General features: G+C 58.4%; 16 protein-coding genes. All 16 read left to right on the top strand.

All coding sequences use genetic code 11. From position 1 onward, the window contains the following. Positions 1-49 precede the first annotated feature (49 nt). The 16 genes from rseP (at position 50) to ispD (ending at position 20,090) form a co-directional block, all read left to right on the top strand. A complete protein-coding gene (gene rseP / locus AC1DIH_RS11310; RefSeq protein ID WP_477771738.1) occupies positions 50-1,402 on the top strand; it encodes a sigma E protease regulator RseP in 1,353 nt (450 codons plus the stop codon). A gap of 74 nt (positions 1,403-1,476) precedes the next feature. Further along, entirely contained in the window at positions 1,477-3,867 is a 2,391-nt protein-coding gene (gene bamA, locus AC1DIH_RS11315) for an outer membrane protein assembly factor BamA (protein ID WP_477771739.1), read from the top strand. Between the two features lie 45 nt (positions 3,868-3,912). Continuing rightward, positions 3,913-4,416, top strand: a complete 504-nt coding sequence (locus AC1DIH_RS11320) for an OmpH/Skp family outer membrane protein (RefSeq protein WP_427534602.1) — start codon at positions 3,913-3,915, stop codon at positions 4,414-4,416. A 3-nt stretch (positions 4,417-4,419) separates the two neighbouring features. Beyond that, positions 4,420-5,475, top strand: coding sequence for a UDP-3-O-(3-hydroxymyristoyl)glucosamine N-acyltransferase (gene lpxD, locus AC1DIH_RS11325; protein ID WP_054595916.1), 1,056 nt, complete (start codon positions 4,420-4,422; stop codon positions 5,473-5,475). Between the two features lie 108 nt (positions 5,476-5,583). Then, the gene (gene fabZ, locus AC1DIH_RS11330) at positions 5,584-6,024 is read left to right on the top strand and encodes a 3-hydroxyacyl-ACP dehydratase FabZ (RefSeq protein ID WP_007978374.1); all 441 of its coding nucleotides are present in this window, start codon (positions 5,584-5,586) and stop codon (positions 6,022-6,024) included. Then, entirely contained in the window at positions 6,021-6,797 is a 777-nt protein-coding gene (gene lpxA, locus AC1DIH_RS11335) for an acyl-ACP--UDP-N-acetylglucosamine O-acyltransferase (RefSeq protein WP_103315513.1), read from the top strand. The genes fabZ and lpxA overlap by 4 nt, the downstream gene beginning before the upstream one ends. A gap of 2 nt (positions 6,798-6,799) precedes the next feature. After that, complete coding sequence (gene lpxB / locus AC1DIH_RS11340) at positions 6,800-7,933, top strand: lipid-A-disaccharide synthase (protein WP_477771740.1); 1,134 nt, start codon at positions 6,800-6,802, stop codon at positions 7,931-7,933. A gap of 11 nt (positions 7,934-7,944) precedes the next feature. Continuing rightward, the gene (gene rnhB, locus AC1DIH_RS11345) at positions 7,945-8,571 is read left to right on the top strand and encodes a ribonuclease HII (protein WP_477771746.1); all 627 of its coding nucleotides are present in this window, start codon (positions 7,945-7,947) and stop codon (positions 8,569-8,571) included. 76 nt (positions 8,572-8,647) lie between these two features. Then, on the top strand, positions 8,648-12,169 hold the full coding sequence (dnaE, locus tag AC1DIH_RS11350) for a DNA polymerase III subunit alpha (RefSeq protein WP_477771741.1): 3,522 nt from the start codon (positions 8,648-8,650) through the stop codon (positions 12,167-12,169). Between the two features lie 153 nt (positions 12,170-12,322). Beyond that, complete coding sequence (locus AC1DIH_RS11355; RefSeq protein ID WP_427534644.1) at positions 12,323-13,270, top strand: acetyl-CoA carboxylase carboxyltransferase subunit alpha; 948 nt, start codon at positions 12,323-12,325, stop codon at positions 13,268-13,270. Positions 13,271-13,403: 133 nt separating this feature from the next. Then, positions 13,404-14,732, top strand: coding sequence for a tRNA lysidine(34) synthetase TilS (tilS, locus tag AC1DIH_RS11360; RefSeq protein WP_477771742.1), 1,329 nt, complete (start codon positions 13,404-13,406; stop codon positions 14,730-14,732). A 274-nt stretch (positions 14,733-15,006) separates the two neighbouring features. Beyond that, positions 15,007-16,638, top strand: coding sequence for a CTP synthase (locus AC1DIH_RS11365; protein ID WP_477771743.1), 1,632 nt, complete (start codon positions 15,007-15,009; stop codon positions 16,636-16,638). A 5-nt stretch (positions 16,639-16,643) separates the two neighbouring features. Then, positions 16,644-17,489, top strand: a complete 846-nt coding sequence (gene kdsA / locus AC1DIH_RS11370; RefSeq protein ID WP_054595922.1) for a 3-deoxy-8-phosphooctulonate synthase — start codon at positions 16,644-16,646, stop codon at positions 17,487-17,489. A gap of 160 nt (positions 17,490-17,649) precedes the next feature. Beyond that, the gene (gene eno / locus AC1DIH_RS11375; protein ID WP_019692103.1) at positions 17,650-18,939 is read left to right on the top strand and encodes a phosphopyruvate hydratase; all 1,290 of its coding nucleotides are present in this window, start codon (positions 17,650-17,652) and stop codon (positions 18,937-18,939) included. Positions 18,940-19,107: 168 nt separating this feature from the next. Further along, the gene (gene ftsB / locus AC1DIH_RS11380; protein WP_019692104.1) at positions 19,108-19,386 is read left to right on the top strand and encodes a cell division protein FtsB; all 279 of its coding nucleotides are present in this window, start codon (positions 19,108-19,110) and stop codon (positions 19,384-19,386) included. Further along, a complete protein-coding gene (gene ispD, locus AC1DIH_RS11385; protein ID WP_347929088.1) occupies positions 19,383-20,090 on the top strand; it encodes a 2-C-methyl-D-erythritol 4-phosphate cytidylyltransferase in 708 nt (235 codons plus the stop codon). The genes ftsB and ispD overlap by 4 nt, the downstream gene beginning before the upstream one ends. Positions 20,091-20,357 lie beyond the last annotated feature (267 nt).

Below are 20,357 nucleotides of genomic sequence, written 5' to 3' on the forward strand. Positions count from 1 at the left end.
GCGGTGGGTTTGCCCAAGGCAGCACTGAATAGGATTGCGGAGAAAGTAGATGAGCGCGCTCTATATGATTGTCGGCACCCTGGTGGCTTTGGGTGTGCTGGTCACCTTCCATGAATTTGGCCATTTCTGGGTCGCGCGTCGCTGTGGCGTCAAGGTTCTGCGTTTCTCCGTGGGCTTCGGCCTGCCACTGCTGCGCTGGCATGACCGGCGCGGCACCGAGTTCGTGATCGCTGCCATCCCTTTGGGTGGTTACGTGAAGATGCTTGATGAGCGTGAAGGCGAAGTGCCGGCCGATCAGCTTGATCAGGCTTTCAATCGCAAGACCGTTCGTCAGCGCATCGCCATCGTAGCTGCCGGACCTATTGCCAACTTTTTGTTGGCGCTGACGTTTTTCTGGGTGCTGGCAATGCTTGGCACCGAGCAGGTGCGTCCTGTTATCGGAGCCGTTGAAGTCGGCAGCATGGCCGCCAAGGCCGGCTTGAATCCGGGGCAGGAAATCGTCGCCATCGATGGTGAGCCGACTTCGGGTTGGGCGGCGGTGAATCTGCAGCTGGTCCGGCGTCTTGGTGAAAGCGGTTCGATGCAGTTGCTGGTGCGCGAACAGGGCTCTACCGTCGATTCGCCGCGCGAGCTGGTGCTGGATCACTGGCTCAAGGGGGCTGATGAGCCGGACCCGATTCGTTCGCTGGGTATTCGCCCTTGGCGTCCGGCATTGCCGCCAGTGTTGGCCGAGCTGGACCCTAAAGGCCCGGCGCAGGCAGCAGGCCTGAAGACCGGCGACCGTCTGCTGGCGCTCGATGGCCAGGCCCTGACCGATTGGCAGCAAGTGGTCGATTGGGTGCGTGTGCGTCCTGATACCAAAATTGTGCTGCATATCGAGCGAGACGGTGCTCAAATCGACGTCCCGGTTACCTTGGCAACTCGCGACAAGGCGAAAGTAGCCAGTGGTTATCTGGGGGCCGGGGTAAAGGCTGTCGATTGGCCACCAGCCATGATTCGCGAGGTCAGCTACGGTCCCGTGGCCGCGATTGGCGAAGGTGCTCGACGCACCTGGACCATGAGTGTGCTGACCCTTGATTCGCTAAAGAAAATGTTGTTCGGTGAGCTCTCGGTAAAAAACTTGAGTGGACCGATAACCATTGCTAAAGTGGCGGGCGCTTCTGCCCAGTCGGGTGTCGCAGATTTCCTGAATTTCCTGGCTTATCTGAGTATTAGCCTGGGCGTTCTGAATTTGTTGCCCATTCCTGTACTGGATGGGGGGCATTTGTTGTTTTATCTGATCGAGTGGGCGCGTGGTCGTCCCTTGTCGGATCGGGTGCAGAGTTGGGGGATACAGATCGGTATCAGTTTGGTGATCGGGGTGATGTTGCTTGCTCTGGTCAACGATCTGGGTCGACTGTAACGCTTCGCTGAATTGCGAATCTGCCGCATTTTGCGGCAGTTTGTTTATTGCCAGTTGGAATAAGAAAGGACTTCATGAAACGTCTGCTGCTAACTGCGGTTTTCACCGTATTGATGATCGCCGAAGTTCACGCCGAGTCCTTCACTATCTCCGATATTCGTATCAATGGCCTCCAGCGGGTATCCGCGGGTAGCGTCTTTGGTGCCTTGCCGTTGAACGTCGGTGAACAGGCGGATGATCGTCGCCTGGTGGAATCCACTCGTGCGCTGTTCAAAACCGGTTTCTTTCAAGATATCCAGCTGGGCCGCGATGGCAATGTCCTGGTCATTACTGTAGTCGAGCGCCCGTCGGTCGCCAGTATCGAGATCGAAGGCAACAAGGCGATCTCCACTGAAGACCTGATGAAAGGCCTTAAACAATCCGGTCTGGCCGAAGGCGAGATCTTCCAGCGTGCGACGCTTGAAGGCGTGCGTAACGAGCTGCAGCGCCAGTACGTCGCTCAAGGCCGCTACTCGGCCACCGTTGACACTGAGGTTGTTCCTCAGCCGCGCAACCGCGTTGGCTTGAAGGTCAATATCAATGAAGGCACTGTCGCGGCTATCCAGCACATCAACGTGGTGGGTAACACGGTTTTCCCCGATGAAGACCTGATCGACCTGTTCGAACTCAAGACCAGCAACTGGCTGTCGTTCTTCAAGAACGATGACAAGTACGCTCGTGAAAAGCTTTCCGGTGACCTGGAGCGCCTGCGTTCCTACTACCTGGACCGTGGCTATATCAACATGGATATCGCTTCGACCCAGGTGTCGATCACCCCGGACAAAAAACACGTCTATATCACCGTCAACATCAACGAAGGCCAGAAGTACAACGTTCGTGATGTGAAGCTCAGCGGTGACCTGAAGGTCCCTGAAGACCAGGTCAAGGCGCTGCTGCTGGTGCAAAAAGGCCAGGTGTTCTCGCGCAAGCTGATGACCACGACGTCCGAGTTGATCACCCGTCGCCTGGGCAACGAGGGCTACACCTTCGCCAACGTCAACGGCGTACCGACTCCGCATGACGACGATCACACCGTTGATATCACCTTTGTGGTCGATCCGGGCAAGCGTGCCTACGTAAACCGTATCAACTTCCGCGGCAACACCAAGTCGGAAGACGAAGTGCTCCGTCGTGAAATGCGCCAGATGGAAGGTGGCTGGGCTTCGACCTACCTGATCGATCAGTCCAAGACCCGTCTGGAACGTCTGGGCTTCTTCAAGGAAGTCAACGTCGAGACTCCCGCTGTACCGGGGGTCGATGACCAGGTTGACGTGAACTACGCCGTTGAAGAGCAACCTTCCGGTTCGATTACCGCCAGCGTTGGTTTTGCTCAGAGCGCCGGTTTGATCCTGGGTGGTTCGATTACCCAGAACAACTTCCTGGGTACCGGTAACAAGGTCAGCATCGGCTTGACCCGTAGCCAATACCAGAGCCGTTATAACTTCGGTTATGTCGACCCGTACTGGACAGCCGATGGCGTGAGCCTGGGTTACAACGCTTTCTATCGCACCACCGACTACAAAAACCTTGATGTCAACGTAGCCAGCTATGCGGTAGACAGCTTGGGCGCGGGCATCAACGTCGGTTATCCGATCAGTGAAACTTCGCGTCTGACCTTTGGTCTGACCGCACAGCAAGACAAGATCAAGACCGGTCAGTACACCGTTGACGAGATTTTTGACTTCGTTAACCGTGAAGGCGACCAGTACCTGAACTTCAAGGCTTCGGCCGGTTGGTCCGAGTCGACACTGAACAAAGGCGTGCTGGCGACCCGTGGTCACTCGCAAAGCCTGACACTGGAAGCCACTACCCCGGGCAGCGACCTGTCGTTCTTCAAGCTCGACTACCGTGRCCAGTTGTTCCAGCCATTGTCTGAGAACTACACCATGCGCCTGCACACCGAGCTGGGTTATGGCGATGGTTATGGTTCTACCAACGGGCTGCCGTTCTACGAGAACTATTATGCAGGTGGTTTCAACTCGGTTCGCGGCTTCAAGGACAGTACATTGGGACCACGTGGTACCCCGAGCCGCGGCGTTGGAGTGACCGGGAACCAGGGCACTCTCGCTGACCCGGATCAGGATCCGCTGCCATTTGGTGGTAACGTCCTGATTCAAGGTGGTGTGGAAGTCCTCTTCCCATTGCCTTTCGTCAAGGACCAGCGATCCCTGCGTACCTCTGTGTTCTGGGACGTCGGCAACGTGTTCGACTCCAAGTGCGACCAGGTCAAGAATACCAATGGCACTCCTTCCAATACGCAGTGCAACGATATCAGCCTGAGCAATATGGCCAGTTCGGTGGGTGTAGGTGTGACATGGGTTACCGCCCTTGGTCCGTTGAGCTTTGCCTTGGCAATGCCGGTCAAGAAGCCGGACAGCAATGCGGAGACTCAGGTGTTCCAATTCTCCCTCGGTCAGACTTTCTAATAGCCTGACCCAAGATAACGACAATGGATTTTGTAGGAGTGCATCGTGCGTAAGTTGACTCAATTGGTTCTCCTGGCAACTGTCCTGGTAGCAACCCCGGCATTTGCCGAAATGAAAATCGCGGTACTGAACTATCAGATGGCCCTGCTGGAGTCTGACGCGGCGAAGAAGTACGCCGTCGATGCCGAGAAGAAGTTCGGTCCGCAGCTGACCAAGCTCAAAGCCCTGGAAAGCAGTGCCAAAGGCATTCAGGATCGTCTGGTAAGCGGTGGCGACAAGATGGCCCAGGGCGAGCGTGAGCGTCTTGAGCTTGAATTCAAGCAAAAGGCCCGTGACTTCCAGTTCCAGTCCAAGGAGCTGAACGAAGCCAAAGCCGTCGCTGACCGTGAAATGCTGAAGCAGCTCAAGCCGAAACTGGACAGCGCTGTGGAAGAAGTCATCAAGAAAGGTGCTTTTGACCTGGTCTTCGAGCGTGGTGCAGTGATTGATGTCAAGCCTCAGTACGACATCACTCGCCAGGTTATCGAGCGCATGAATCAGCTGAAGTAATCCATGACAGCGACTATAAAGCTCGGCCAATTGGCCGAGTTCCTCGGGGCCACTCTCCGTGGCTCCGCGGAGAAAGAAATCACTGGGCTGGCCACCTTGCAGGAGGCTGGCCCAGCTCAGTTGAGCTTTCTGGCAAATCCCCAATACCGTAAATATCTGGCCGACAGCCAGGCCGCAGCCGTGTTGCTTAAGGCCGCTGATGCAGAAGGTTTTGCCGGTGATGCGCTGGTTGTGCCTGATCCGTATGCGGCGTATGCCCGGGTTTCCCATCTGTTCGACCCCAAGCCCAAGGCTGCTGCCGGTATCCATCCGACAGCGGTGGTGGCAGCGGACGCAGTGGTTGATCCGGCTGCGAGCATTGGCGCGTTTGCCGTGATCGAAAGCGCTGCGCGAATCGCCGCAGGCGTGACGGTCGGTGCCCACTGCTTCATCGGTGCGCGCAGCGAGATCGGTGAGGGCGGCTGGTTGGCCCCGCGTGTGACGCTGTACCACGATGTACGCATCGGCAAGCGCGTGGTGATTCAGTCCGGTGCGGTGCTCGGTGGTGAAGGCTTCGGTTTTGCCAACGAAAAAGGCATCTGGCAGAAGATCGCCCAGGTGGGTGGGGTATTGATCGGCGACGATGTGGAAATTGGCGTGAATACCGCCATCGACCGCGGCGCGCTGGCCGACACTATCATCGGCAATGGCGTGAAGCTCGATAACCAGATTCAGATCGCCCACAACGTGCAAGTCGGTGATCACACCGCCATGGCGGCGTGCGTGGGGATTTCCGGCAGCACCAAAATCGGCAAGCACTGCATGCTGGCGGGTGGTGTGGGGCTGGTCGGACACATTGATATTTGCGACAACGTATTCCTGACCGGGATGACCATGGTGACTCACTCGATTACCGAGCCGGGTTCCTATTCCTCCGGGACAGCTATGCAACCGGCTGCCGAGTGGCGCAAAAGCGCCGCACGTATCCGTCAACTCGATGATATCGCGCGACGTCTGCGACAGCTGGAAAAGCGTGTTGGGGACGTGACCCCTGACGGCAATGCTTCATCAGATGGCTGATACCATTTCCATATCAAGTGTGCACAGCCGTTAGACTGCCTCCTTGATTTGCTAGAGGAGTGTGCGTCAGTCGCGCGCTCCCAATCTTTACATAGGCTTCCCCCCGAAATGATGGACATCAACGAGATTCGCGAATACCTGCCTCACCGTTACCCGTTCCTGCTGGTGGACCGGGTAGTGGAGTTGGATGTTGAGGGCAAGCGCATTCGCGCCTACAAGAATGTCAGCATCAACGAGCCGTTCTTCAATGGTCACTTTCCGGCGCATCCAATCATGCCGGGCGTACTGATCATTGAAGCGATGGCTCAGGCTGCCGGGATCCTTGGTTTCAAAATGCTCGACGTCAAGCCTGCCGATGGCACGCTTTACTACTTCGTCGGCTCCGACAAGCTGCGTTTCCGCCAGCCGGTCCTGCCGGGTGATCAGTTGATTCTTGAAGCGAAGTTCATCAGCTGCAAGCGTCAGATCTGGAAGTTCGAATGCCAGGCTTCGGTCGATGGCAAGCCAGTCTGCTCAGCTGAAATCATCTGTGCGGAACGCAAACTATGAGTTTGATTGACCCTCGCGCAATCATCGATCCGACGGCCATTCTGGCCGACGACGTCGAGGTCGGCCCGTGGTCGATCGTCGGCGCTGGTGTGGAAATCGGCGAGGGAACAGTGATCGGCCCGCACGTGATTCTCAAAGGGCCGACACGTATCGGTAAGCACAACCGCATTTACCAGTTTTCCTCGGTAGGTGAGGACACGCCCGATTTGAAGTACAAGGGTGAAGAAACCCGCCTGGTGATCGGTGACCACAATGTCATCCGTGAAGGCGTGACGATTCACCGTGGCACTGTTCAGGATCGCTCCGAAACGACCCTGGGCGACCACAACCTGATCATGGCTTATGCCCACATTGGCCATGACAGCGTTATCGGCAATAACTGCATCCTGGTCAACAACACTGCGTTGGCCGGTCACGTGCACGTCGATGACTGGGCGATCCTGTCGGGCTTTACCCTGGTTCATCAGTATTGCCATATTGGCGCCCACAGCTTTTCGGGTATGGGCACAGCCATTGGCAAGGACGTTCCGGCCTATGTCACGGTGTTCGGCAACCCTGCCGAAGCCCGTAGCATGAACTTCGAAGGCATGCGTCGCCGTGGTTTCAGCGAAGAGGCGATCCACGCATTACGCCGCGCCTACAAAGTGGTTTATCGCCAGGGTTTGACAGTCGAACAAGCGCTTGCCGAGTTGGCCGAGCCGTCGGAAGAGTTCCCGGAAGTCGCGATATTCCGTGACTCCATTCAGTCTTCGACTCGCGGCATCACCCGTTAATCATGGCCAGTCTGCGTATTGCACTGGTGGCGGGCGAAGCCTCCGGCGATATTCTGGGTGCGGGTCTGATGCGTGCGCTCAAGGCACAGCATCCTGCGGTTGAGTTCATCGGTGTCGGCGGTCCGCTGATGCAGGCTGAAGGCCTGACCTCTTACTTTCCGATGGAGCGTCTGGCGGTCATGGGCCTGGTCGAGGTGCTCGGCCGCTTGCGTGAGCTGTTGGCTCGCCGCAAAAAACTGATCGCGACCCTCATCGCCGAAAAGCCGGATGTTTTCATCGGCATCGACGCGCCGGACTTCACCCTTAACATCGAACTCAAACTGCGTCAGGCCGGAATCAAGACCGTGCATTACGTCAGTCCATCGGTTTGGGCGTGGCGTCAAAAGCGCGTGCTGAAGATTCGCGAAGGCTGCGATCTGATGCTTACGCTGTTCCCGTTTGAAGCCAAATTCTACGAAGAGAAAGGCGTACCGGTGAGGTTTGTCGGTCACTCGCTGGCCGATGCGATTCCCCTTGAGGCGGACCGCTCGGCTGCGCGTGCCGAACTGGGATTGCCAGAAGGCGACCCGCTGGTTGCGCTGATGCCGGGCAGCCGGGGCGGCGAGGTTGGGCGCCTGGGGGCTTTGTTCCTCGACACCGCCGAGCGTTTGCGGGCCATGCGGCCGGGCGTGCGGTTCGTCATGCCGTGCGCCAGCCCTGAGCGCCGTGTACAGCTCGAAGAACTGTTGGCTGGCCGCGATCTACCGGTGACCTTGCTCGATGGCCGCTCCCATCAGGCGCTGGCCGCTTGCGACGCGGTGCTGATTGCTTCGGGAACCGCCACGCTGGAAGCGCTGTTGTACAAGCGGCCGATGGTCGTGGCGTACCGCCTGGCACCGCTGACGTTCTGGATTCTCAAGCGCATGGTGAAAAGCCCTTACATCTCCTTGCCGAATTTGCTGGCCCAGCGTCTGCTGGTGCCCGAATTGCTGCAAGACGATGCGACCCCCGAGGCCTTGGCGCTGACCCTGTCGCCATTGATCGATGGCGGTGAAGAGCAAACCACCGGTTTTGACCAGATTCACCGGACCTTGCGCCGTGACGCCTCGAATCAGGCCGCAGATGCCGTCCTCAATCTGATCGGCAAATCTCAATGAGTAACGTAAAGATGCAAATGGGCCTGGATTTTACCCTCGTCGCGGACGCCGAAGACCTGGTCGCCGGTGTCGATGAGGTGGGTCGTGGCCCGCTCTGCGGCGCAGTGGTGACGGCCGCGGTGATCCTCGACCCAAACCGGCCGATTCTTGGGCTCAATGACTCGAAGAAGCTCACCGAAGCACGCCGCGAAAAGCTCTTCGACGAAATCCGCGAGAAAGCCCTGAGCTGGTGCATTGCGCGTGCCGAAGTCGAAGAAATCGATGAACTGAATATTCTGCACGCCACCATGCTGGCCATGCAGCGCGCTGTCGAAGGCCTGCACATCACACCGAAACTGGCGATGATCGACGGCAACCGCTGTCCGAAACTGGCCATGCCGGCTGAAGCGGTGGTCAAAGGCGATAGCAAGGTCCCGGCCATCGCAGCGGCATCGATCCTGGCGAAAGTCAGCCGTGATCGCGAAATGGCGGCATTCGAATTGATTTACCCGGGTTACGGCATCGGCGGCCACAAAGGCTACCCGACGCCCGTTCATCTGGAAGCCTTGGCTCGACTGGGGCCGACACCGATTCACCGGCGTTCGTTCGCGCCGGTGCGCCTTGCTTATGAGGCCCGCGAGGGTTTGATCGAGAGCTAGTCACAAGGCTGATGTTTTTGCCAAGGCCCGGTACAATCCGGGCCTTGTTGCCTTCACGTTTTCAGACAGGATCACTATGCCGGCTTCATTCGTTCACCTACGCCTGCACACTGAATACTCCCTGGTCGACGGTCTGGTGCGGATCAAACCGCTGGTCAAGACCCTGGTCGGCATGAACATGCCTGCCGTAGCGGTCACCGACCAGAACAACATGTGTTCCCTGGTCAAGTTCTACAAAAACGCCATGGGCGCCGGGATCAAGCCGATCTGTGGCGCCGACCTGTGGCTATCGAGCAAGGACCCTGACAATCCGCTGAGCCGGATCAGCTTCCTGGCGATGAACGCCGTTGGCTACCGCAACCTCACCGAGTTGATTTCGCGTGGCTTTATCGACGGCCAGCGCAATGGCCAGGTCATCATCGAGCGCGAGTGGGTAGCCGAGGCCAACGAAGGCTTGATCATGTTGTCGGCGGCGAAGGAGGGCGAGATCGGTATCGCCTTGCTCGGCGGCAATCCTGATGAAGCCGAGACGCTGGCCCGTGAGTGGATGGCCGTATTCCCGGATCGCTTCTATCTGGAAATCCAGCGCACCAATCGCCCCAACGACGAAGAACAGCTGCACGCCGCTGTGGCCCTGGCTGACAAGATCGGCGCACCGCTGGTGGCGACCAACGATGTGCGCTTCATCAAGCAGGAAGACTTCGCCGCTCACGAAACCCGCGTATGCATCGGTGAAGGGCGGGCGCTCGACGATCCGCGCCGCTCGAAGAACTACAGCGACCAGCAGTACCTCAAAAGCGCCGAGGAAATGGCCGAGTTGTTCAGCGACTTGCCCGAAGCGCTGGAAAACACCGTTGAAATCGCCAAGCGCTGCAATATCGATGTGAAGCTCGGCAAGCACTTCCTGCCCAACTTCCCGATTCCCGATGGCATGACCATCGACGAGTACTTCCGCAAAGTCTCCTTTGACGGCCTGGAAGAGCGCTTGAGCGTTCTGCTGCCCAAGGACACGACCGAAGATTACGAGGCCAAGCGTCAGGTCTATGTCGACCGGTTGAATTTCGAGCTGGATATCATCATCCAGATGGGCTTCCCCGGTTACTTCCTGATCGTTATGGACTTTATCCAGTGGGCCAAGAACAACGGCGTACCGGTAGGTCCTGGCCGTGGGTCGGGTGCCGGGTCGCTGGTGGCCTATGTGCAGAAAATCACCGACCTCGACCCGCTGGAATATGACCTGCTGTTCGAACGTTTCCTGAACCCGGAACGGGTTTCCATGCCCGACTTCGACGTCGACTTCTGCATGGACGGTCGTGACCGGGTGATCGATTACGTGGCCGAGAAATACGGCCGCAACGCGGTAAGCCAGATCATCACCTTCGGTTCCATGGCCGCCAAGGCTGTGGTCCGTGACGTGGCGCGGGTGCAGGGCAAGTCCTACGGACTGGCGGATCGTCTGTCGAAGATGATCCCCTTCGAAGTCGGCATGACCCTGGAAAAAGCCTACGAGCAGGAAGAAATCCTCCGCGACTTCATCAAGGTCGATGAAGAGGCTGCGGAAATCTGGGAGATGGCGCGCAAGCTTGAAGGCGTTGTGCGTAACGTCGGCAAGCACGCCGGTGGTGTGGTGATCGCGCCGACCAAGCTGACCGACTTCTCGCCGATCTATTGCGACGAAGAGGGTGGCGGCCTAGTAACCCAGTTCGACAAGGACGACGTCGAGGCTGCTGGTCTGGTGAAGTTCGACTTCCTGGGGTTGCGAACCCTGACCATCATCGATTGGGCGCTGAAAACCATCAACCGCGACCGCGCCAAGGTCAATGAGCCGCCGCTGGATATCGCGTTTATCCCGCTGGACGACAAGCCGACCTACACGCTGCTGCAAAAAGCTGAAACCACCGCGGTGTTCCAGCTCGAGTCGCGCGGCATGAAAGAGCTGATCAAAAAGCTCAAGCCCGACTGCCTGGAAGACTTGATCGCACTCGTGGCGTTGTTCCGTCCGGGCCCGCTGCAATCGGGCATGGTGGATGACTTCATCAACCGTAAGCACGGTCGCGCCGAGCTGGCGTACCCGCACTCGGATTACCAGTACGAAGGCCTCAAGCCGGTATTGGCGCCGACCTACGGCATCATCCTGTATCAGGAACAGGTGATGCAGATTGCTCAGGTCATGGCCGGGTACACCCTCGGTGGTGCGGACATGCTGCGTCGGGCCATGGGTAAGAAAAAACCCGAAGAAATGGCCAAGCAGCGTGGTGGCTTCATTGAAGGTTGCGCGACCAATAATATCGATGCCGACCTGGCCGGTAACATTTTCGACCTGGTGGAAAAATTCGCCGGTTACGGCTTCAACAAATCCCACTCCGCCGCCTACGGCCTGGTGTCGTACCAGACCGCCTGGCTGAAAGCCCACTACCCGGCGCCGTTCATGGCCGCGGTACTCTCGGCGGATATGCACAACACCGACAAGGTCGTGACCTTGATCGAAGAAGTGCGGACCATGAAGCTGCGCCTCGACGCGCCAGACGTGAACACCTCGGAGTTCAAGTTCACAGTGAACGACGAAGGCCGGATCATTTACGGTCTGGGGGCGATCAAGGGGGTTGGTGAGGGGCCGGTTGAAGCGATTACCGAGGCGCGCCTGGAAGGGCCGTTCAAAGATCTGTTCGATTTCTGCGCCCGGGTCGACCTCAAGCGCATCAACAAACGGACCCTCGACGGGTTGATCCGCAGCGGTGCGCTGGACCGACTTGGCCCGTATTTCCACGACGAACCGAAAGCCTATCAGGCCAACATCGACCGCAATCGCGCCGTCTTGCTGACGGCCATGGAAGAAGCGATCAAGGCGGCCGAGCAGACCGCACGGACCCACGACAGTGGCCACGCCGACCTGTTTGGCGGTCTGTTTGTCGAGGAAGACGCCGACGTCTACGCCAATCACCGCAAGGCCAAGGAGCTGACGCTCAAGGAGCGCCTGAAGGGGGAGAAAGATACCCTGGGGCTGTACCTGACCGGTCACCCGATTGACGAATACGAAGGTGAAATCCGCCGCTTTGCCCGTCAGCGCATCATCGATTTGAAACCGGCGCGTGATACACAGACGGTTGCGGGCATGATCATTGCCTTGCGGGTAATGAAGAACAAGAAGGGCGACAAGATGGGGTTCATCACCCTCGACGACCGCTCGGGCCGGATCGAAGCGTCGCTGTTTGCCGAGGCGTTCCATTCCGCGCAGTCGCTGTTGCAGACTGACGCGATGGTGGTGGTCGAAGGCGAAGTCAGCAATGACGACTTCTCCGGTGGCCTGCGCTTGCGGGTCAAGCGGGTGATGAGCATGGAAGATGCGCGCACCAACCTGGCCGAAAGCCTGCGCCTGAAGGTCCAGACCCAGGACCTCAAAGGCGATCAGCTACGCTGGCTGGGCGAGTTGTTCAAGCGTCACCGCGGCGCGTGCCCGATTACCATGGAGTACACCAGTCCTGACGCCAAGGCCTTGTTGCAGTTCGGCGAGACCTGGCGAATCGATCCGGCGGATGCCTTGATTCAAGCCCTGCGTGACCAGTTCGGGCGAGACAACGTCTTCCTCCAATACCGTTGACGGTCAGGTGCCATTCTTTACCTTTGAAAGCTTGGCCTTGACCTCGACCCAATTTTTAATCTCGACCTGAACGCGCCTGTCCCTTAAGGTAGGGCGCGAATAGACAACCGGCCGGCCCAAGCTCTCTTGGACGTCGACCCAAGACGGACGCCTATGAACCCGAATTTTCTTGATTTCGAACAGCCGATCGCCGACCTGCAAGCCAAGATCGAAGAGTTGCGCTTGGTCGGTAATGACAATTCGCTGAATATCGGCGATGAAATCTCCCGCCTGCAGGACAAGAGCAGCACGCTCACCGAAGACATCTTCGGCAAGTTGACCAGCTGGCAGATCGCGCGTCTGGCGCGTCATCCGCGTCGCCCGTACACCCTGGACTACATCGAGCACATCTTCACCGAGTTCGATGAATTGCACGGTGACCGTCACTTCTCCGACGACGCTGCGATTGTCGGCGGTGTTGCCCGTCTGGACGACCAGCCGGTGATGATCATCGGTCACCAGAAAGGCCGCGAAGTGCGCGAGAAAGTTCGTCGCAACTTCGGCATGCCGCGTCCTGAGGGCTACCGCAAGGCCTGCCGTCTGATGGAAATGGCCGAGCGTTTCAAAATGCCGATCCTGACGTTCATCGACACCCCGGGTGCCTACCCTGGCATCGACGCTGAAGAGCGCAACCAGAGCGAAGCGATTGCCTGGAACCTGCGTGTCATGGCCCGCCTGAAGACCCCGATCATCGCCACCGTGATCGGTGAGGGTGGTTCCGGCGGTGCACTGGCGATCGGCGTTTGCGACCAGTTGAACATGCTGCAGTACTCGACCTACGCGGTGATCTCGCCGGAAGGTTGTGCCTCGATTCTGTGGAAAACCGCTGAGAAGGCACCGGATGCTGCTGAAGCCATGGGCATCACCGCCGAGCGCCTGAAAGGCCTGGGTATCGTTGATAAAGTGATCAGCGAGCCACTGGGTGGCGCACACCGTGATCCGGCCGCTGCTGCTGCCTTGATCCGTGCCGAGCTGAGCTCGCAACTGGCGATGCTGAAGAAGTTCGACAACGACGCGCTGCTGGCCCGCCGTTACGAGCGTCTGATGAGCTACGGTCTCTGATCTGACCTCGCTGTACCCATGTGGGAGCGAGCCTGCTCGCGATGGTGGCCTGACATTCAACACATCTGTTGGCTGTTGAACCGCTATCGCGAGCAGGCTCGCTCCCACATTTGATTTGTGCGGAGTGATCGATATGCGTCAGCCCACGATTGATCTGCCTGCCCGGCTGCTGCTGAAACTGACGCCCTGGCGCACCGCGCCGACGTGGCGTGTCGCCTTCTCTGGTGGTCTCGACTCCACCGTTCTGCTGCACCTTCTTGCGCAACTCGCAAAAAAGCATTCCCTGCCTGAACTCAAAGCCATTCACATCCATCACGGCCTCCAGGCTGCGGCTGATGCGTGGCCGGAGCATTCTCAGCGGGTGTGTGACGCACTGGGAGTGTCATTGGAGGTTATTCACGTTCAGGTTCAGCCTGGGGCGAGCCTGGAACGCGCGGCGCGTGAGGCGCGGTATGGCGCCTTTGTCGAGGCGACTCAAGCCAATGAGCTGCTACTGACGGCGCAGCACCGGAACGATCAGGCAGAAACTCTTTTGTTCCGTCTATTGCGCGGGGCAGGGGTGAGAGGCTTGTCGGCAATCCCGTCGCAGCGTCCATTGGGGCGTGGTTTTTTGCTGCGGCCGTTGCTGGACGTGTCGCGGGCCGAACTCGAAGCCTATGCCGTCGAGCATCAGTTGAACTGGATCGAAGATCCGTCGAACGCCGATCAACAGTTTTCTCGCAATTACCTTCGTCAGCAGATTTTTCCGGCGCTGACTCAGCGTTGGCCGCAGGCCGTGACCACCATTGCCCGCAGTGCTGCGCATTTGAGTGAAGCGCAGGGGCTGCTCGATGATTTGGCCGAGATGGATCTGGTGCCCGCCGCAACGGTCAGCGAGTTCGATTGGCTGGGTGTGCCGTCGCTGGAAATGGCTGCGCTTGAAAAGCTTTCCGCCGCCCGCCAGCGCAATGCCCTCAGCCACTGGTTGGCGCCGTTGACGCGTATGCCGGACAGCGACCATTGGTCGGGTTGGGAAAATTTGCGCGATGCAGCGACGGATGCGCGACCAATCTGGCGCCTGGCAGACGGTGAATTACATCGAGCGAACGGGCGAATCTGGTGGTTGTCCGGCCATTGGCTGAACCTCCCCGAGCTGGCTCCGTCGTGGCCTGATCCGTCGGCGGCACTGCTGCTGCCGAATAACGGACGGTTGACCTTCAGCGGGACCGTTCCTGCCGGCGCATTAAGCGTGCGCTACCGGCAGGGCGGTGAAGTCATGCATTTGCCGGGGCGGGGGCATCGCGACCTCAAGCGTTTGCTCAATGAAAGCGGCCTGCCACTGTTTGCCCGTGGCAGATTGCCGCTGCTCTACTGCAATGAGCAATTGCTCGCGGTGGCAAACCTGCATGGACTCGACGGTAGCGCGGGGGGAAACGGTCTTTTGCGGTGGCAGCCAGCGATCAACGATCAAGGTTTGAGCTGAAAGGGGCTTTCCGGTAGACTACGCTCCCTTCTTGATACAACTTCTGTGGATTCAAACGAATTGCAGGAGTTGCCGATTACCAAGCAGTCTTTGCTGGGCGATTCCAAAAAATGTGTAGCGAGCAACGTACCGGTGATTCTTCTTCCGGTCTGTCCCAACGCGGCGGTTTTTTTGAAAGATGCACTGTAATTAATGCAGGTGATCGGGGGCTTCGGCCTTCCTTCGCTTTCCCCGGCGGCTCGGACCGCTTTAACGCAGACTTCTAGGGTTTTTCATGACGCGCTACATATTCGTCACGGGCGGTGTTGTTTCTTCATTGGGGAAAGGCATTGCATCGGCTTCATTGGCGGCCATCCTGGAGGCGCGGGGACTTAAGGTCACCATGCTCAAGCTGGACCCGTACATCAACGTTGACCCGGGCACCATGAGCCCGTTCCAGCACGGTGAAGTGTTCGTCACTCACGACGGCGCCGAGACCGACCTGGACCTGGGCCACTACGAGCGGTTCATCCGCACGACCATGACCCAGAACAACAACTTCACCACCGGCCGTGTCTAYGAGCACGTCCTGCGCAAAGAGCGCCGTGGTGATTACCTGGGCGCAACCATCCAGGTGATTCCGCACATCACCGACGAAATCAAGCGCCGCATCATCAAGGGTGCAGGCGATGCCGACGTGGCGATGGTCGAGATCGGTGGCACCGTAGGTGACATCGAATCCCAGCCGTTCCTCGAAGCCATCCGTCAATTGCGTTTCGAAGTCGGCGCCAAGCGCGCGATGCTGATGCACCTGACTCTGGTGCCGTACATCGCCACTGCCGGCGAAACCAAAACCAAGCCAACTCAGCACTCGGTCAAGGAACTGCGTTCCATCGGCCTGCAGCCAGACGTGCTGGTATGCCGTTCCGACCACCCAATCGATATCTCTTCGCGTCGCAAGATCGCGCAGTTCACCAACGTTGAAGAACGTGCGGTCATCGCGCTGGAAGACGCCGACACCATCTACAAGATCCCGGGCATCCTGCATTCCCAGGGCCTGGATGATTTCGTCGTCGAGCGGTTCGGCCTGCAATGTGGCGGCGCCGATCTGTCCGAGTGGGAAGCCGTGGTTGATGCCAAGCTCAACCCTGAGCACGAAGTCACCATCGCCATGGTCGGCAAGTACATGGAGCTGCTGGACGCCTACAAGTCGCTGATCGAAGCGATGAGTCATGCCGGCATCAGCAACCGTACCAAGGTCAACCTGCGTTACATCGACTCCGAAGACATCGAGAACCAGGGCACCGCGCTGCTGGAAGGCGCTGATGCGATTCTGGTTCCAGGCGGCTTCGGTCTGCGTGGCGTGGAAGGCAAGATCACCGCCGTTCAATACGCTCGCGAAAACAAGGTTCCGTACCTGGGTATCTGCCTGGGCATGCAAGTCGCGGTGATCGAGTTCGCCCGTAACGTGCTGGGCTGGAAAGACGCCAACTCCACCGAATTCGATCGCACCAGCGGTCACCCGGTCGTGGGTCTGATCACCGAGTGGGAAGATGCCACCGGTGCCGTCGAAACCCGTTCCGAATCGTCCGATCTGGGTGGCACCATGCGTCTGGGTGCTCAGGAATGCCTGCTGGAAGCCGGCTCCCTGGTCCACGATTGCTACAGCAAGGACGTGATCGTCGAGCGTCATCGTCATCGCTATGAAGTGAACAACAAGCTGCTGCCGCAACTGATCGAAGCCGGTCTGAAAATCTCCGGTCGTTCCGGTGACGGTGCGCTGGTTGAAGTGGTTGAAGCACCGAACCACCCATGGTTCGTTGCTTGCCAGTTCCACCCGGAGTTCACCTCGACTCCGCGCGACGGCCACCCGTTGTTCAGCGGCTTCGTCAAAGCAGCTTTGGCTCAACACCAGAAGAAGGCTTGAACCTGATGGCTCAAAAGATCATCCGCGTAGGCAACATCGAAATCGCCAACGACAAACCGATGGTGCTGTTCGGTGGCATGAACGTGCTGGAAAGCCGTGACATGGCGATGCAGGTCTGTGAAGAGTACGTAAAGGTCACCGAGAAACTCGGTATCCCTTACGTGTTCAAGGCCAGCTTCGACAAGGCCAACCGTTCGTCGGTAACGTCCTATCGGGGCCCCGGCCTCGAGGAAGGCATGCGGATTTTCCAGGACATCAAGCAAGCCTTTGGCGTGCCGATCATCACCGATGTCCATGAGCCCGAGCAGGCTGCAGTTGTCGCTGAAGTCTGCGAGATCATCCAGTTGCCGGCCTTCCTGTCGCGCCAGACCGATCTGGTCGTCGCGATGGCCAAGACCGGCGCGGTGATCAACATCAAGAAAGCCCAGTTCCTCGCCCCTCAGGAAATGAAACACATCCTGAGCAAATGCGAAGAGGCCGGTAACGATCAGTTGATCCTCTGCGAACGTGGTTCGAGCTTCGGCTACAACAACCTGGTCGTGGACATGCTTGGCTTCGGCATCATGAAGCAGTTCGAATACCCGGTGTTCTTCGACGTGACCCACGCGCTGCAAATGCCTGGTGGTCGCTCGGATTCTGCCGGCGGACGCCGCGCCCAGGTTACCGACCTGGCCAAGGCGGGCATGAGCCAGTCGCTGGCCGGCCTGTTCCTGGAAGCGCATCCGGATCCGGACAATGCCAAATGCGACGGCCCTTGCGCTTTGCGTTTGGACAAACTGGAGCCATTCCTGGCTCAGCTCAAGGCTCTGGACGAACTGGTGAAGAGTTTTCCGACGGTAGAAACCGCGTAATCCTCAATTCTCCGGTAAAGTACCCCACGATTCATTGACCGCTCAAGCCCTCGGGCTTGAGCCTTATCGTCCGCAAGTCTGCCCGCTGCCAATCACTTGCCGACGATAAAAGATTTCCTACAGCTGCGTCGTTTTCGTCAACTTTGGAGTGTTTACAACAATGGCAAAAATCGTCGACATCAAAGGTCGTGAAGTTCTCGACTCCCGTGGCAATCCCACCGTCGAAGCGGACGTGCTTCTCGATAACGGCATCATCGGCAGTGCTTGCGCGCCGTCCGGTGCTTCCACCGGTTCGCGCGAAGCGCTCGAGCTGCGTGATGGCGACAAGAGCCGTTACCTGGGCAAGGGTGTACTGAAAGCCGTGGCCAACATCAATGGCCCGATTCGCACCGCGCTGCTGGGTAAAGACCCGGTTGACCAGAAAGCCCTCGACCGCATCATGATCGAGCTGGACGGTACCGAGAACAAGGGCAGCCTGGGCGCCAACGCGATCCTCGCCGTGTCCCTGGCGGCTGCCAAGGCTGCTGCTCACGACCAGGACCTGCCGCTGTACGCACATATCGCCAACCTGAACGGTACGCCGGGTGTTTACTCGATGCCGGTTCCGATGATGAACATCATCAACGGTGGCGAGCACGCCGATAACAACGTCGACATCCAGGAATTCATGGTTCAGCCAGTGGGCGCCAAGACTTTCTCGGAAGGTCTGCGCATGGGCACCGAGATTTTCCATCACCTCAAAGCTGTGCTGAAGGCTCGTGGCCTGAGCACTGCGGTCGGTGACGAAGGCGGTTTCGCACCGAACCTGGCGTCCAACGAAGATGCACTGAAAGTGATCTCCGAAGCCGTGGCCAACGCTGGCTACAAACTGGGCACCGACGTGACCCTGGCCCTGGACTGCGCGGCCAGCGAATTCTACGAAGATGGCAAGTACAACCTGTCCGGTGAAGGCCAGGTGTTCACCGCCGAAGGTTTTGCCGACTACCTCAAGGGCCTGACCGAGCGTTACCCGATCATCTCCATTGAAGATGGCCTGGACGAGTCCGACTGGGCTGGCTGGAAAATCCTCACCGACAAAATCGGCGAAAAAACCCAGCTGGTGGGCGACGACCTGTTCGTGACCAACACCAAGATCCTGAAAGAAGGCATCGACAAGAAGATCGCCAACTCGATCCTGATCAAGTTCAACCAGATCGGCACCCTGACCGAAACCCTGGAAGCGATCCAGATGGCCAAGGCCGCTGGTTACACTGCCGTGATCTCGCATCGCTCCGGCGAAACCGAAGATTCGACCATTGCCGACCTGGCTGTGGGCACTTCGGCTGGCCAGATCAAAACCGGTTCGCTGTGCCGTTCCGACCGCGTTTCCAAGTACAACCAACTGCTGCGCATCGAAGAGCAATTGGGCGGCAAAGCCAAGTACAACGGTCGTGGCGAATTCCGCGGCTAAGCTTGGGATAGTAAAAAGACACCGGATTGTGTCGAAAAAATCGCAGCAGCGGGATTTTTGCCACTAATCTGATGCCTTAGAGTACGAGCCTGGTTCTTCCAGGCTTCGTACTATCAGAAGCTTTAAAGTTGGCATGGCTGTCTTTTTTCACTGGATACCTGATATTCGATGCGCAGTCCTTACTGGTTGTTTCTTGTCTTGCTCTTGCTGCTGGCTGGTTTGCAATACCGCCTGTGGGTGGGTAATGGCAGCCTGGCGCAAGTGGCCGAGCTGACCCAGCAGATTGCCGATCAGCACGCTGAGAACGAGTCGTTGCTGGAGCGCAATCGGGTCATGGACGCCGAGGTCAGCGAGTTGAAAAAAGGCATGGAGACCGTTGAAGAGCGGGCTCGCCATGAGTTGGGCATGGTCAAGGACGGTGAAACCCTTTACCAGTTGGCTCAATGATGAATACGTTACCGGCCTTCTGGGCCGTGATTCCTGCTGCGGGCGTCGGTGCCCGTATGGCCGCGGACCGTCCCAAGCAATATCTGCAACTGGGCGGGCGCACTATTCTCGAACACAGCCTTGGCTGTTTCCTCGATCATCCAGCCTTGAAAGGCCTGGTGGTCAGTCTTGCCGTTGATGATCCTTATTGGCCGACCCTGGCGTGTGCCACCGACCCGCGTATTCAACGGGTGGACGGTGGTGAAGAGCGCTCGGGTTCGGTGCTGAACGCGTTGCTGCATTTGCATGCGCAAGGCGCTGCCGATGAAGACTGGGTGTTGGTCCACGATGCGGCACGACCGAACCTGGCTCGCGATGATCTCGACAAGTTGTTGTCGGAATTGGCTGATGATCCTGTCGGTGGGTTACTGGCTGTGCCTGCGCGTGACACGCTCAAGCGTGTGGACAAGCATGGTCGGGTCCTTGAGACGGTTGACCGCAGTTTGATCTGGCAAGCGTATACGCCGCAGATGTTTCGTCTGGGTGCCTTGCATCGGGCGTTGGCGGACAGTCTGGTGGCTGATGTGACCATTACCGATGAGGCCTCTGCGATGGAGTGGTCGGGGCAGGCGCCACGCTTGATCGAGGGGCGGGCGGATAATCTCAAGGTTACCCGGCCTGAAGACCTTGAGTGGTTGCGCCTGCGTTGGGCTAATCGCCGCTGAAACCTCTGTCATACCACTCAACTGATGTAGGAGCCGAGCTTGCTCGCGAAGGCGGCCTGACAGCCGACCTATCTYTTGCAGATGTACATCAATCCATTGTGGGAGCCGGGYTTGCYCGCGAWGGCGGCYTGACAGCCGACCAATCTCCCGCAGATGTACACCAATCAAAACTGTGGGAGCTGGCTTGCCTGCGAAGGCGGCCTGACAGCCGGCCTATCTCTTGCGGATGTACTCAGTTCACCTGTGGGAGCGAGCCTGCTCGCGATG

This window comes from Pseudomonas sp. 05N36 (genome assembly GCF_056397385.1).